Source organism: Myxococcus sp. AM011 (genome assembly GCF_013372595.1).
Classification (GTDB): domain Bacteria; phylum Myxococcota; class Myxococcia; order Myxococcales; family Myxococcaceae; genus Myxococcus; species Myxococcus eversor.
This window is the reverse complement of the sequence record NZ_JABXEM010000050.1, coordinates 1-14168: the sequence shown is the minus strand read 5'-3', so window position 1 is coordinate 14168 and position 14168 is coordinate 1. Positions and strand designations below refer to the sequence as shown.

Below are 14168 nucleotides of genomic sequence, written 5' to 3'. Positions count from 1 at the left end.
GCCGACGGTGCAGCGGCTCGGTCCGACTTCGTGCGCGGCGGACACCGGGCTCCATTCACGGGGCAATGGCGTGGGTGCTGGCCCGTGGCCACCTTGCGGCGTTCCGCGAGTCTCGGGTGGATGGATGCCAGGAGTCAGGCCGTGGGGACTGTTGCTGCTGCTCCTGATGTCGCCCCTGGCCCGGGGGCAGGACGCGCACTACTGGACGCGGCGGTGAGGGACCAGGAGACGAACATCCAGGTGCTCGCGCAGGGCTCGGGCTCCGGAGGCAGCGCGCTGCTGTCCACGCTGGGGCGGGACTTCCACCTGCGACACGTGCGGCTGCTCGCGAAGCTGGGCGTGAGCTACCAGCGCGAGCACCTGTCCGCGGGCCTCACGGTGACGACTCCGAGCGTGGCGCTGTGGGGAGAGGGCGAGTCGAACTTCGAGCGAGCGATTCTGGAGCGGGGCTTCGGGCTGTCGTCGCTGCCCGCGTCGGCCTTCGACTTCCAGGATGGACTGGAGGCGAGGTTTCACTCGAGCTGGGCGGTGGCGCTCGGCGTGGGTGGGACGCTGGGGAGCACCTCCGTGTATCTCGCGGTGGAGGGCTTCGCCCGGGTGAAGCCCTTCACGCTGGTCGATGCCAGCCCGTTCTCCCCTCGTGACTCCCAGGAGGTCATCGACCCGGACGTCGACTTCGCGCTCGCGCCGCTGGTCAACGTGGCGCTGGGCGTGGAGCAGCGGCTGGGTTCCCGCCTGCGCGCGTACCTGAGCGCCCACACCGACTTCAGCGGCGAGACGGAGACGTCGAACATGAACGCGCTGCTGTCGGGCTGGGACCTCTACCATGTCGCCACCGGCCTGCACTTCACCGTGGGCCGCTCGCGTTTCACGTTGGGCGGCAACGTGGCCTTCGGGCAGCAGACCACCGAGCGGCTCGCCGACGCGGTGGAGCGCGCGGGCCTCCAGCCGCTGTCCGCGAGCCAGAAGATCCGTTTCCTCCAGCTCAGCCTCATCATCGGCGCCAGCTTCGCGCTGGTGGAGAAGGACCAGACTGCCGACGAGGACACCGCCGACGAGGCGCCCGAGATGCGGTGACGCTGCTCGGTGCGGGGAACACGGCGTCGCCCCGGAGGGCTGGTTTCCGCGCGCGCGACGGGTCCCCACCTCCAGGTTCGGGCGGTCCGCGTCCGTCGCGTGGAGACGGACTCCGTCGGAAGGGCAGGTCGCCAGGAGGGCGGCGCGCATGAGCGAGGCAACGGAGCCCGGGGCGCTGCTCGACGAGGACGCGACAGTGGCCCTGCTGCTCGACCTGGCGAGGGCGCTGCACCTGTCGTACGTGCCGTCCTTTGGCGTGGAGAACCGCGTGAGGAAGGCGGCCCGGGCCTGGGGGTTGGAGGTGGACGTGTTCACCCTCCAGACGCTGGCGGTGACGGAGGTGCGCTCGGGCGCGGCGCGCCGGGTCGACTTCCACCGGCTGCCCTTCAATCCACATTGGAACCTGACGCGCGCCGCCTCGCTGCTCCTGCTGTCGGAGTCGATTTCGCGGGGGAAGCGCACGGTGGCCGAGGCCCGCGCCGAGCTGGACGGCATCATGGCGCCGCATCGGCTGCATCCCGAGTGGCTCGTCTACCTCGCGTATGGCGTGTATGGCGCCGCGGTCGCCGCGCGCGTCGGTGGGGGCTGGTGGGAGCTGGTGGCGGCGCTCGCGGTGGGGGTGCTCGCGGGAGGCATTCACTTCGGCACGCTCAAGTCCGAGCGGGTGGACCTGCAGAAGAGCTTCCTCGCGGCGTTCCTGGGGACGTTGCTCGCCTTCGGACTGACCTTCGTCCTTCCGTCGTTCGATGCGGCGCGAGCCCTCTTCGGAGGCATCACGCTGCTCGTGCCGGCGATGGTGGTGACGCTGGGCTCGGCGGAGCTGGTGGGCGAGTCGGTGGAGGCGGGGTTGTCGCGGCTCACCTATGGACTGCTGCGCTTCCTCATGCTGGGCGTGGGCATCGCCGCCGCGGGCACGCTCTGGGGCTTGTTCGGGCCGCTCCCGCTTCAGACCCATGCGAACGCGCTGCCGCATGCGGTGGTGGTGGTCATCATCGCCGTGGGTGGGCTGGCGTTGACGGTGTGCATGTCCGCGAGGCGCCGAGATACGCCGTGGATCGTGGGCGCCGTGTTGCTGGCGTGGGGTGTCCAGGAGCTCACCAAGGGGGTGCTCGGCGACAAGGGCAGCCCGCTCATCTCCGCCTTCGTCCTGGGCGTGGCGGGACAGCTCTACAGCCGGCTGCCGGGGCGGCTCCCGTCGACGCTCATCATGCCCGGACTGCTCCAGCTCGCGCCGGGCTTCGTCGGCACGAGGGCCATCCTGGCGCTGCTCGGTGTCCAGGGGCAGGGCGACGACGCGCGTGTGTTCGAGCTGCTGCTCGTGGCGTTGCAGCTCGTGATGGGATTGTTGTTCGCCTTCATGCTCGGGCTGTCGCATGACGCCCGGGAGAGCACCCGGGAGCGCACGGAAGACTCCCAGCGCGCGAAGTTGGCGAAGCCGTCCCGCAACGAGTGACCGCGTCCCGCCGGAGCGGGCGTCAGGCCCTGCCTCGCGCGCCTCAGCGAGCTGGCGCCGAGAGGCGCTCCTCGTACCAGCGCCGTGCGTGCTTGAGCCGCACGTGGGTGCCACCGGGCTTGACTTCGATGGCACCACTGAGGACGCCCACCTTCGCGTAGATGAGCGCGTGCGTGGTTCCTCGTGCCGTCTCCATGCGGCCCTCCAACTCGAGCCCGTCCGCCTTCGCATGCAGCTCGCGGACCTGTAATCCCGCGTCGCTCATCCGCGCCTGCCCGGCGACGCTCAAGTCCCTGGCCTCCAGCAACGGCGAGAGGAACCCGGGCAGCTTCTTCTCGGCCGTGAGCATCGCGACGAACGGGTCCGCGTTGGAGAAGCGCGCGGAGAAGTGTGCCTCCAGCTCCGCGGGGTCGATGGTCAACCGCGCATGGGGCAGGTCGAAGCGCCCACTCCATCCGCGAATCGTGGTGTGTGGCGGATCCGCCGAGACGTGGTTCAGATGAAGCGCCGAGCCATCCAGGCCCAGGCTCTTGCCATGCAGGCTCAGGCGCCGCGCGTCGACCTCGACGGACGCCTTGCCGAGCACGAGGGTCTCCGCCCACCGCCCTTCCACCAGGTCCGTCTGGAGGTCCAGTCGCAACCGCCGCGGCGTCTTCTGCCCGGCGGAGCTGTCTGACGCCTCCAGCGTGGCGTGACCCGACTCCACGCGGAAGGTCTTCCCCATCCACGCGTTGAGCACCCGCAGGTCCACGGGCCGACTCCGCGCCACGTGCAGTTCGTGCGTCACCTGCGTCCCCGTGTCGGGGTCATGCATCTTCGCATTCAGCGTGAGAGAGACCTCCGGAACCTCCAGCACACGCCCGGCCTTGCCCTCCACGTGGACGGGCGCGAAGCGCATCCGCAGCACGCCGCGCGTCCCGGAGTCCCCGTCCTCCGTCACCTCGCCATGAACACTCCAGGGGGCACGCACACGCGCGGGGCCCACTCGCAGCTCCAGCGGAGCCCCGCTCGCATCCACGCGACTGCCCGCGGCCAGCTGTCCTCCTCGAATGAACACCTCCGCGTCGAGCTGACCGGCGCCTTCACCCAACAAGTCAGGGTGCTCCCGGGACACCAGCGCCCCGAGCCACGCGAGGTCGAGCACCTCCATCTTCACGCCCAGCCGCCCGTCGAACTTCTCCACCCGGCGCTTCTCCTCCCCCTCGGGCCGGATGGCATCGAGGGCCAGTTCGTGGGAGACCTCACGCACGCGCGCCACCGCCCGCCCTTCCAACTCCAGTGTTCCATCGGAGAGGCGGAGCGACTCCAGCGTCACGGTGAGCCGCTGTCCCGCGACCACGCGCACCGAGCCCTTCACCTGTCCCGGGCCCACATAACGCACCGGCTTCAACATCAGCTCGCGCAGGTCTTCCAACGTGACGTCGCGCAGCTCGATGTCCCACGGGTGCGCGCGTGGGTGTCTGGCCGGCGACTGTTCCAACGCGGGCATGCGCTCCGCCCGCACGCTCACACCTCGGGCTCGAACTCCCTCCGCGCGCACCCGACGGGACAGGAGCGCGAAGAGGGATGTGTCGGCGTCCACGTGCTCCGCGTCGATGCGCCACGCCGCGCGCGCATCCCGCTGCCGCACGAAGAAGCCTCGAAGGTGCACGGGTCCAGGCCACAGCCACCAGCCGCTGTGCCAGTCCACCTGCGTCCTCGGCGTGGCCCTGGCGAGCAGCGTGGGCACCAGGCCGACATTGAGCGCCAGGTTCAGCAGCGCTTCGAAGGCCAGCACCACCACGAGTCCCCACTTGAGGACCCGACGCCATCCGCCACGCCGCGCGCGGAACCAAGGAGGCGCGCGCGACGCCTGGGGCGCTTCGACGGACATGAAGCCCTCCCGGGCACGGCGGGTCCGTCAGGAGGTAGCCACGCGCGGGCTTCCAGGCATCGCACCCGGGGGCAGCGTCATGTCGACACCTTCGGATTACGCGCGTGGCATTTGCACCGTCACGGCGGGTCGAGCACTTCGCGCCATGACCCGCCGCGCCACCGAACCGAGCACCAGCCGACCCACGCCACCACGGCCATGCGTCCCCAGGCAGAGCAGATCCACGTCATGCCGCTCGGCGGCCTGGGCGATGACTTCCGCCACGTCATCCCCGGTCAGCACGGACGGTTCGACCTTGTGCTTTCCGTCCTGTTCCGCGCGGGGCACGCGAAGCTCCAACTGGCGCCGCGCCGCCTGGAGCTCCCGGGGTGTCGCTCCATCGGGTTCGACATGCAGCAGGTGGACCGTACCCCCGGGTGGGGTCAGCGCGAAGGCACTGGCACGCTCACCACCGACATCGCCGCCAGCCGCCGGGTGTCATGCGACACACTCCACAGTCGCGCGAGTGGCTTGCGGTGACGAGCGCCGACCACCAGCAGATCGACCTGTTCCTCGGCGGCCAGGGCGACCAGGGTGTCCGTGGCTCGGCCCGCGCCTGGTTCCAGCCGCACGCGTACCGTCAGACTCTCCGAGCGCAATGGCTCCAGGAGCGCGGACACCTCTCGCTCCAAGGCCTCGCGCGGGTCGGCGGACACGTCCCTGTAATCGTAGGGCCGCACCAGGTTCAACCCCCGCCGCTCGGTGTCGGAGGAAACCCAGAAGATGTGGCCGCCAACCACGTCCAGGGGGCCGACCTTCGCCAGGGCCCTCACCCAGTCGCGCGCGACCTCGAAGGACCGTGAGCGGTCCACGCCCAGCATCACGCGCAGGGGGCGCTGGCCGCGCGCCCACGCCTCCAGCCCCGCGCCTCCCGCGCGGCATCCCAGATGCCCTGCCCGAGGGTCCGCGTCATGTTGCTGGACAGGACGTGGACGAGACACAGCGAGGCGTTCATCCGCGAGGCGAGGAGGGCCGCTGTCTCGCAGGCTCGTCGCGAGGCATCCGAGCAGTCCGTGGTGCACGCAATGGCCATGGGGCCTCCCTGCGACAGCTCCTTGAGGCCAGTGACGGTCGTCGGCGCCATGCCATGGGTGAGAGAGGCGCTCGGCGTGCGTCGGTCCGCCTGCCCGGCACGGACGGACTCGCTCCAGCGGGGGCCCGGTCTGGCTTGAAGGAGATTGGGCGGCTCCCCGAGACAACCTCCTCGGGGGGACTATGTTTCGTGGAGGGGGAAGGGACGGCGCGGACGAGTGGTGACGCTTCGCATGCGGTTCTCCTGGCTCAAGAGCGCGGGGTTGCTGGCGGTATCCGCGGCGGGACTGGTGGTGGGAGGCCTTGCCTGGCTTCTTGGCGCCCCTCACGTCGCGGACGTCTCCTGGGCCGCGGGCACCGCGCCCGTGATGCTCGTCGTGGCGGCGTCCATCATCCAGTCCCTGCGCCGCGGCGCGATGGGGGTGGATATCGTCGCCCTGCTCGCGATGGCGGGCGCCCTGGGGCTCGGTCAGTACCTCGCGGGCGTCATCATCGCCCTCATGTACGCGAGCGGTGGTGCCCTGGAGGACTCCGCGCGCGCCCGTGCGAAGCGCGAGCTGTCCTCGCTGCTTGGACGGGCTCCCAAGGTCGCCACCCGATATGCGGAGGGCGGGCTCGTCCAGGTACCCGTGGAGGCGCTGAGGCCCGGCGACCTGTTGCTCATCAAGGGAGGCGAGGTGGTCCCCGTGGATGGCCTCGTGGTCTCCGCCGAGGCGGTGCTGGACGAGTCAGCACTCACGGGCGAGTCGCTCCCTGTCTCGCACCCCACGGGGCAGCGGGTGCGAAGCGGCCCCCTCAACGCGGGGCCGCCCTTCGAATTACGGGCCCTCTCCACGGCCGACGACAGTACCTATGCGGGCGTGGTGCGCCTGGTGCGGTCCGCGCAGGCCTCCAAGGCGCCCTTCGTTCGAATCGCCGACCGCTATGCGCTGCTCTTCGTCCCGCTCACCCTGGCCCTGGCTGGCGCGGCGTGGCTGTTGTCAGGCGACCCGGTGCGGGCGCTCGCCGTGCTCGTGGTGGCGACTCCCTGCCCCCTCATCATCGCCGCGCCGGTGGCCATCGTGTCTGGAATCTCGCGCGCGGCCCGCCGCGGGGTGCTCATCAAGGATGGCGCGGCCCTGGAGGCGCTTGCCCGGGCGCATACCTTGCTGTTCGACAAGACAGGCACCCTGACGTCGGGACAGGCGCGGCTCACCGCCATCGAGACTGATGGCCTCCAAGACCCCGAGGAGCTGCTGCGGCTGAGCGCTTCGCTGGAGCAGGCGTCCCAGCATGTCGTCGCCAGTTCCATCGTCACCTCCGCGCGTGAGCGGGGGCTGTCCCTCACCCTTCCCACCGGGGTGGAGGAGCAGCCCGGGGCGGGGATGCGCGGCGAGGTGGAGGGGCATCTGTTGAGGCTCGGCTCACCCGCCTGGGCTGGGGGCTCGGAAGTGCTCACGCCCTGGGCGCGTGCGGTGCTGCGGCGCATGGGGGATGAGGGCACTTCGGGTGTATTCGTCTCCGTGGACGGGCGGCTGGCTGGCGCCCTGCTTCTGGCGGACGAGATTCGCCTGGAGGCACCGAGGGCGCTGCGCCTGTTGAGACGGGCCGGCGTGAAGCGCTTCGTCATGGTGACCGGAGATAGAGCGGAGGTGGCGGAGGCGATTGGCGCCGCGCTGGGCGTGGACGCCGTGTTCTGTGAGCAGAGCCCCGAGGAGAAGGTGCGGACAGTCCTTTCCGAACGCGCCTCGGGCATCACCCTCATGGTGGGGGATGGCATCAACGATGCGCCCGCGCTGGCGGCCGCGGACGTGGGCGTTTCGATGGGGGCGCGCGGCTCGGGCGCGGCCGCCGAGGCCGCGGACGTGGTGCTGCTGGTGGACAGGCTGGACCGTCTCGTGGAGGCGATGCTCGTGGCACGCCGCGCTCGCTCCATCGCGTTGCAGAGCGTCGTGGTCGGGATGGGCTTGTCCCTGGTGGCCATGGGATTCGCGGCGGCCGGCATGCTGGGGCCGGTCGCGGGAGCGTTGCTTCAGGAGGGAATCGACGTCGCCGTCATTCTCAATGCCCTGCGGGCCTTGGGAGGCAAGGGCCTGTCCGCCGTGCGCCACGGCCTGTCGGAGCAAGAGGTGGGGCACCTGAGGCGTGAACACGTGGAGCTGCGTCCCGTGCTCGAGCGGGTCCAATCGCTGGCGGACCGGCTGGACGCGCTGGGCGCTCCCCAACAGAAGTCCGAACTGCTGGAACTGGATGGTCTGCTGCGAGAGCGGCTGTTGCCTCATGAGCGCAGAGATGACACCGAGCTTTATCCCCCGCTGGCGCGACTGCTGGGGGGCGAGGACCCGTTGGGCCCGATGAGTCGCACCCACCGGGAAATCACTCACCTGGGCCGCCTCTATCATCGCCGCGTGGAGGGACTGGGCGACCAGGGGCTGGATGCCCTGGAGCAGCGCGAGTTGCGCGGGCTCCTCTACGGTTTGGGCGCCATCCTCCAACTCCACTTCGCTCAAGAGGAGGAGCTCTTCGACGCGGTCTCCTGAGGACCTCGCGCTCCTTGGGTGGGCCCTGTCCCTCACGGGCGGATGGCGACCTTGATGACTCCGTCCGCGCGCTGGCCGAAGAGCTCGTACGCGTCGTGGATGTCCTTCAGCGCGAAGCGGTGCGTGAGCAGAGGCGTGAGGTCCACCCGCCCCGCCTGGATGATGGCCATCAACCGCCGCATGCGCTCCTTGCCTCCCGGGCAGAGCGTGGTGACGATGCGGTGGTCTCCGAGCCCCGCGGCGAAGGCGTCGTAGGGCAGTTGAAGCTTGCCGGAGTACACGCCCAGGCTGGAGAGCGTGCCGCCCGGACGCAGTGCGCGCAGGGCCGTCTCGAATGTCTGCGGGGTCCCCAGGGCTTCGATGGCCACGTCAGCCCCGCCGCCGGTCAACCGCCTCACTTCGGCCACCACGTCCTGGTTTCGATGGTCGAGCACCACGTCCACGCCCAGCTTGCGGGCGAAGGCCAGCCGGGACTCATCCCCATCGACGCCGATGACCAGCGCGGCGCCCATCAACCGGGCCCCCAGAGAGGCGCACAACCCGATGGGCCCCTGGGCGAGGACGACCACCGCGTCGCCGATTCGCACCCCGCCCGACTCGGCGCCGCTGAATCCCGTGGAGGCGATGTCCGCCAGCAGCAGCACCTGCTCGTCCGAAAGCCCCGCGGGCACCGGCGCGAGGTTGGCCTGCGCGAAGGGAATCCTGACGTACTCGGCCTGCGCGCCGGGCAGGGTATTGCCCAGACGCCAGCCTCCCATCGCCTCGTACCCCGAGCCGTGTCCGCATTGGGACAGGTGACCCGACAGGCATGCATGGCACTGGCCGCACGGCGTGATTGCGCCCACGAGGACGCGGTCCCCTGGCTGGTAGCCCTCGACGCCCGGGCCCAGTTCGTCGATGACACCCACCAGTTCGTGGCCGATGGTGAGGCCCGGCTTCACCGGGTACTCACCCCGGATGATGTGCAGGTCGGTTCCACAAATCGTCGTCAGGGTGACCCGGACGATGGCTTCTCCGACGCCCGCGCGTGGCTTCTCCACCTCTTCCAGCCCGAACCGCTGGCTCCCTCGAAAGACGGTTGCCTGCATCTCCCCTCCGTGGCCACGCATCTGGAATGCGCTTCCCAGCCAACTTCGGGACCCCGTCCTTCTCCTGCAAACGCGCCTGCCGGGATGTTCCCTGGCATGACTGACGGAGCGGCGGCTGCATGCTCCAAGGCGTGGAGGGATGTCCTCGGGGGAGCCGGGACTACGACACCGCGCTCCAGTAAGGCTTCATCGCCCGCCGGCTCGCGGCCAGCGCCTCCTTCGCGTCCGTGTGGACGTCGCCGGTGGGGAAGCTGTCGGAGCGTCCGGCGAGCACCTCGATGCAGGCATGCACGGACTGGGACAGGCCCTCCAGCGAGTAGCCCCCTTCGAGCAGCAGCACCAGCTTGCCGTCACAGACGCGCTCGGCGAGCGCGCGCATCGCGGAGCACATCGCGGCGAAGCCCCGCTCCGTGACGTCCATGCCGCCGATGGGGTCGTGCTGATGCGGGTCGAAGCCCGCGGACACCAGCACCAACTGGGGACGGTATGCCTCGGCCACCGGCAGGAGCAGCTCCTCGAAGAGCATCCCGTAGTCCGCGTCCGAGTTGCCGCCCGGAAGGCCCACGTTCACCGTGTAGCCCTCGCCCGCGCCCAGGCCCACCTCGGGCGTGGCGCCGGTGCCCGGGTAGTAGGGGAACTGGTGCACCGACTGGTACATCACGTCGCGGCGCCCCCAGAAGGCAGCCTGGGTGCCGTTGCCGTGGTGCACGTCCCAGTCGAGGACGAGGACGCGCTCAGCGCCGAGCCGACGTCCCGCCTCCGCCGCGATGGCCGCGTTGTTGAGGAGGCAGAAGCCCATGGCGCGGTCCGGCTCCGCATGGTGTCCGGGAGGACGCACCAGCGCGAAGGCGTTGCGAGCCTGTCCCGCCATGACGGCCTCCACGGCCTGCACCGAGGCGCCCGCGGCCAGCCTCGCCGCGTCCACGCTGTCCGCGGAGACGTGGGTGTCCGCGTCAATCTGGGCCCGCTGCCCGCTGAGTTTGCGCAGGCGCGCGAGCAGCTCCGGGGTGTGCACCGCCGCCAGCTCCGCGTCCGTCGCCGAGCGGGGAGACGCCATCACCGTGCCCCGCACCGGCGCGCGCGCCAGCACCCCGAGGATTCGCCGCAGGCGCTCGGGGGATTCGGGGTGGCCCTCTCCCGGGTCGTGCTGGAGGAAGAGGGGGTCGGTCAAGAGCAGGGTGGGCTTCATCGGGTATGACCTTACGCATCCTGACGTGGGGAAGTCAGGCTCCCGCCAGGCGGAGAGGCGGACGAGGGCTCCACGCCGGTCCTTGCCCTGTCGGTGTTTCCATTCCTACAGTGCCCCGCCTTGGCTCCGCGCTTCAAGAAACCCGGACTGCGCAGCATCCTGCTCGGCTCCTTCGCCGTGGTGCTGGCCCTCATCCTGGGGACGCTCTTCTTCGTCGTCCCCGCCCGGGTGGAGGACTTCCTGGAGACGCGCCTGACGAAGCACGGCGACGACAGGGCGGTCCAGGCCGCGCGCGACCTGGCGAACCAGTCCGTCTCCATGCTCCCGCCGCTCTTGGAGACGCTGCACGGCGGCGACGACGACTTCGCGCTCATCGCCGTGCTCGGCGCGGATGGCCGGATGCAGGCCGTCCACCCGCCTGGCGCGGAGACGTGGCTGCAGAAGAACCTCCGGGAGAAGCTGGAGGGGAGTCCTGGCGCGCCGCTGGATGGCGTCATCTTCGACAATGGCAACCGGGCGATTGTCCGCCCCGTGGTGCTTCGCGAGGGCCCGGGTCAGGTGCTGGTGGCGGTGAACTTCTCGTCCCTGGACGAGGTCGTCACCTCGCTGCGCCACGTCGTGCTGCTGGCGTTCGGCATCGGCCTGGCGCTGTTCCTCGTGGTGGCCTTCTTCATCTCCCGCGCGTTCATCCTCGTCCCGCTGGACGCGATGATGACCATGGCGCGGAGGCTCGCGGAGGCGGACCTCACCGGCCGCGTGGACGTGGGCTCGCGCGACGAGCTGGGCCTCTTGGCGGAGGCGCTCAACCGCATCGCCCAGAGCTGGCGCGACACGCTGGGCCGGGTGCGCGGCGTGTCGGACGTCGTCGCGGGCGTCATCGAGCAGATCCACCGCACGGGCACCACCGTGTCGTCCGGCGCCAGCACCGTCCAGGCCCGCGTGGAGGAGACGTCCTCCTCCATGGTGGAGATGATGGCCTCGCTGCGCGGAATCGCGGAGAACGTGGAGGTCCTCTACCAGAGCGCGGAGGAGAGCAGCTCCTCCATCATGGAGATGGCCGCCACCAACGACGAGGTGGCGGAGAACGTCACCGCGATGGCCGCCAGCGTGGAGGAGACCACCAGCGCGATTGAGGAGATGACCTTCTCCATCAAGGAGGTCGCCAAGAACATCCAGGAGCTGTCCGCCTCCACGGAGGAGACGTCCTCGGCCATCAGCCAGATGGATGCGGCCATCGGTCAGGTGGAGGCGAACGCGAAGGAGACGGCGCGCCTGTCCGAGCAGGTCTTCGACGACGCCCAGACGGGCGTGGAGGCGCTGCGCAAGACGCTCACCGGCATCGACCGCATCAAGGACACCAGCCGCGCGACGGCGGACGTCATCGACAGCCTGGGCCGGCGCATCTCCGAGATTGGCAACATCCTCAACGTCATCGACGACGTGGCCGAGCAGACCAACCTGCTCGCCCTCAACGCCGCCATCATCGCCGCGCAGGCCGGAGACCACGGCAAGGGCTTCGCCGTCGTGGCCGAGGAGATCAAAGACCTGGCCGAGCGCACCGGCGCGTCCACCAAGGAAATCGCGGAGCTCATCCGCAGCATCCAGGAGGAGAGCCGCAACGCCGTGGTGGTGATGAACCAGGGCGCGCGCAACGTGGACGAGGGCGTGCAACTGGGTCGCGAGGCGGAAGGGGCGCTGCGCAAAATCAACGACAGCACCCAGAAGTCCACGCAGATGGTGAAGGCCATTGCCCGCGCCACCGTGGAGCAGGCGCGGGGCAGCAAGCAGGTGACGGCCTCGATTCACCGCATCAGCGAGACGGTGCAGCAGATTTCCAAGGCCTCCAACGAGCAGGCCAAGGGCGGCGAGCAGATCATGAAGAGCGCGGAGAAGATGAAGGCGCTCACCGCCCACGTGCAGCGCAGCAGCCAGGAGCAGGCGCACGGCAGCAAGCAGATCACCCGCTCGATTGAGAGCATCAACGAGATGGTGACCCACCTGAACCGCGCCCAGAAGGAGCAGACCAAGGGCAGCGAGCAGGTCCTCAAGGCCGTGGAGACCATCAAGGGCGTGTCCGAGCACCAGACACGCTCCGTCAAGCAGCTCGAGGAGGCCATCGACAACCTCCAGCGGCAGGCGGAAATCCTTCGGGGCGAAGTGCGGCGCTTCCGCGTGTAGTTGTCGTGCGCGCCGCCCGCGAATGGCTTAGGACAGGGTCGGCATGCCGACAGAGCGACAGGTGTCCGAGCGCTGGGTGGTCTTCCTGATTGGCGCGGTCCAGTTCGTCAACATCCTGGACTTCGTGATGGTGATGCCGCTGGGCCCGGACTTCGGGAAGGGCCTGGGCATCGCCTCCTCCCATATCGGCACCATTGGCGGGGCCTACACCGCGGCGGCCAGCGTGGCGGGGCTCGCGGGTGGGTACTTCCTGGACCGGTTCGACCGGCGCAAGGCGCTGGCGGTGTCCATGCTGGGCCTGGTCATCGCCACGGCGGCGGGAGGACTCGCCACGGGGTTGTCCACGCTGCTCCTGGCGCGCGTCGTCGCGGGCATCTTCGGTGGGCCCGCCACGTCGCTGTCGCTGTCCATCATCGCGGACCTGATTCCGGTGGAGCGGCGGGGCAGGGCGCTGGGCGCGGTGATGGGGGCCTTCTCCGTCGCCTCGGTGGCGGGCGTGCCCATGGCGTTGAAGCTGGCCGAGCACGGCGGCTGGCGGCTGCCCTTCTTCGTGGTGGCGGGCCTGGGCCTGCTGGTGGCGCTGGGCGCCATCTTCTTCCTGCCGCCGGTGCGAGCGCACCTGATGGGCGGCCGCGGTCCGGTGCACACGGTGGGCGTGCTGGAGCTGCTGGGCCGCCGCGAGGTGCAGCTGTCGTACCTCATGACGGCGGTGGTGATGATGGCGGGCTTCGTCCTCATCCCCAACATCTCCGCCTACCTCCAGCAGAACCTGGGCTACCCCCGGGAATTGCTGTGGCTGCCGTACTTCGTCGGCGGCATCGTGAGCTTCGTCACCTTGAGGCTGTCGGGTCCGCTGGTGGACAGGCTCGGGGCCTTCAAAGTGGGAACGGCGGGCTCGGTGCTGCTCCTGTTCGCCACCTACGTGGGCTTCGTGCACTACCCGCACTGGCTGCCGATTCCGCTGCTCTTCGTGTTGTTCATGACGGCCATGGGCGTGCGCAACGTGTCCTACAACACGCTGACTTCGCGCGTGCCGGACAACCCGGTGCGCGCGCGCTTCATGTCGTTGCAGTCCGCCATCCAGCACATGGCCTCCGCCCTGGGGGCCTTCCTGAGCGCGCAGCTCCTGACGGACCTGCCGGACGGCACGCTGGGGGGAATGGGGCGGGTGGCCGCCGTGTCCATGGGCCTGTCGCTGCTGCTGCCGCCGGTGCTGTGGGTGGTGGAGCGCCAGGTCCGCTCCAAGGAGCAGGCCCGGGCGCTGGCGGTGCCTGCCAGTCAGGGCCTGGCCGTCCCCCTGTCGCCCCAGGCACACCCACACCAGTAGTGTATGGGTCCGCCAGGGGGCCCGGTTGCCCCCCGCCCGCGGTGACGGGCGGATGTCAGGATGTGTCGAGCGGTTGCGCCAGGGGGCCCGGGGCGCGATAAACCGGGCTGCTTCGGGAGCCCGTCAGGACATGTTCAACATCGGCGCAGGCGAAATGGTGCTCATCGCGGTGGCCGCGCTGCTCATCCTCGGGCCGCAGCGGTTGCCCGAGCTGGCGCGAGCCATCGGCAAGTTCATGCGGGAGTTCCGTCGCCAGACGGACGAGGTCCGCAACGTGGTGGAGCGTGAGTTCTACACCATGGACCACGAGCTGAACCGGGAGCCCACCCCTCCGGTGCGCCCGGGGACGGCCTTCGCGAACTCGCCCGCCCCCCAGGCCCTGCCGCCCGACGC

General features: G+C 70.1%; 11 protein-coding genes. 6 read left to right on the top strand and 5 right to left on the bottom strand.

What is annotated here, in order from left to right:
* Window positions 1-213: 213 nt before the first annotated feature.
* Both HUW62_RS13190 and HUW62_RS13185 read left to right on the top strand, forming a co-directional pair.
* Window positions 214-1077 carry a hypothetical protein gene (locus tag HUW62_RS13190; protein WP_176434642.1) on the top strand — a complete coding sequence of 288 codons (864 nt, stop codon included), beginning with the start codon at window positions 214-216 and terminating at the stop codon, window positions 1075-1077.
* 148 nt (window positions 1078-1225) lie between these two features.
* Entirely contained in the window at window positions 1226-2530 is a 1305-nt protein-coding gene (locus tag HUW62_RS13185; RefSeq protein WP_163870911.1) for a threonine/serine exporter ThrE family protein, read from the top strand.
* A gap of 43 nt (window positions 2531-2573) precedes the next feature.
* Here HUW62_RS13185 and HUW62_RS13180 read toward each other — a convergent pair whose 3' ends face one another.
* The 3 genes from HUW62_RS13180 to HUW62_RS48695 all read right to left on the bottom strand — a co-directional run bounded on the left by HUW62_RS13180 (window position 2574) and on the right by HUW62_RS48695 (window position 5383).
* On the bottom strand, window positions 2574-4403 hold the full coding sequence (locus tag HUW62_RS13180; protein WP_176434641.1) for a hypothetical protein: 1830 nt from the start codon (window positions 4401-4403) through the stop codon (window positions 2574-2576).
* A 96-nt stretch (window positions 4404-4499) separates the two neighbouring features.
* The gene (locus tag HUW62_RS48700; protein ID WP_240357158.1) at window positions 4500-4799 is read right to left on the bottom strand and encodes a universal stress protein; all 300 of its coding nucleotides are present in this window, start codon (window positions 4797-4799) and stop codon (window positions 4500-4502) included.
* A 26-nt stretch (window positions 4800-4825) separates the two neighbouring features.
* A complete protein-coding gene (locus HUW62_RS48695; RefSeq protein ID WP_240357156.1) occupies window positions 4826-5383 on the bottom strand; it encodes a universal stress protein in 558 nt (185 codons plus the stop codon).
* Between the two features lie 324 nt (window positions 5384-5707).
* On the opposite strand from HUW62_RS48695, the gene HUW62_RS13170 reads away from it, so the two are divergent.
* Window positions 5708-7993: a heavy metal translocating P-type ATPase gene (locus HUW62_RS13170; protein WP_163870909.1), complete on the top strand. Its 2286-nt coding sequence runs from the start codon at window positions 5708-5710 to the stop codon at window positions 7991-7993.
* Window positions 7994-8025: 32 nt separating this feature from the next.
* Here HUW62_RS13170 and HUW62_RS13165 read toward each other — a convergent pair whose 3' ends face one another.
* Both HUW62_RS13165 and HUW62_RS13160 read right to left on the bottom strand, forming a co-directional pair.
* Complete coding sequence (locus HUW62_RS13165; RefSeq protein ID WP_163870908.1) at window positions 8026-9081, bottom strand: alcohol dehydrogenase catalytic domain-containing protein; 1056 nt, start codon at window positions 9079-9081, stop codon at window positions 8026-8028.
* 160 nt (window positions 9082-9241) lie between these two features.
* Window positions 9242-10270: a histone deacetylase gene (locus HUW62_RS13160; RefSeq protein ID WP_176434640.1), complete on the bottom strand. Its 1029-nt coding sequence runs from the start codon at window positions 10268-10270 to the stop codon at window positions 9242-9244.
* A gap of 120 nt (window positions 10271-10390) precedes the next feature.
* Between HUW62_RS13160 and HUW62_RS13155 the strand changes: the two genes are divergently transcribed.
* From HUW62_RS13155 to tatB, 3 genes are all read left to right on the top strand, one after another.
* On the top strand, window positions 10391-12448 hold the full coding sequence (locus HUW62_RS13155) for a HAMP domain-containing methyl-accepting chemotaxis protein (protein WP_163870906.1): 2058 nt from the start codon (window positions 10391-10393) through the stop codon (window positions 12446-12448).
* Between the two features lie 43 nt (window positions 12449-12491).
* The gene (locus HUW62_RS13150) at window positions 12492-13775 is read left to right on the top strand and encodes an MFS transporter (RefSeq protein WP_163870905.1); all 1284 of its coding nucleotides are present in this window, start codon (window positions 12492-12494) and stop codon (window positions 13773-13775) included.
* Between the two features lie 130 nt (window positions 13776-13905).
* Window positions 13906-14168: Sec-independent protein translocase protein TatB (tatB, locus tag HUW62_RS13145; protein WP_176434639.1), on the top strand; the 263-nt coding region annotated here is incomplete at its 3' end.

What these genes read in the sequence shown, in the direction of transcription:
- HUW62_RS13185 (WP_163870911.1), top strand. Translation starts at nt 1,226, where the DNA reads ATGAGCGAGGCAACGGAGCCCGGGGCGCTGCTCGACGAGGACGCGACA.
- HUW62_RS13180 (WP_176434641.1), bottom strand. Translation starts at nt 4,403, where the DNA reads ATGTCCGTCGAAGCGCCCCAGGCGTCGCGCGCGCCTCCTTGGTTCCGC.
- HUW62_RS13170 (WP_163870909.1), top strand. Translation starts at nt 5,708, where the DNA reads ATGCGGTTCTCCTGGCTCAAGAGCGCGGGGTTGCTGGCGGTATCCGCG.
- HUW62_RS13165 (WP_163870908.1), bottom strand. Translation starts at nt 9,081, where the DNA reads ATGCAGGCAACCGTCTTTCGAGGGAGCCAGCGGTTCGGGCTGGAAGAG.
- HUW62_RS13160 (WP_176434640.1), bottom strand. Translation starts at nt 10,270, where the DNA reads ATGAAGCCCACCCTGCTCTTGACCGACCCCCTCTTCCTCCAGCACGAC.
- HUW62_RS13150 (WP_163870905.1), top strand. Translation starts at nt 12,492, where the DNA reads ATGCCGACAGAGCGACAGGTGTCCGAGCGCTGGGTGGTCTTCCTGATT.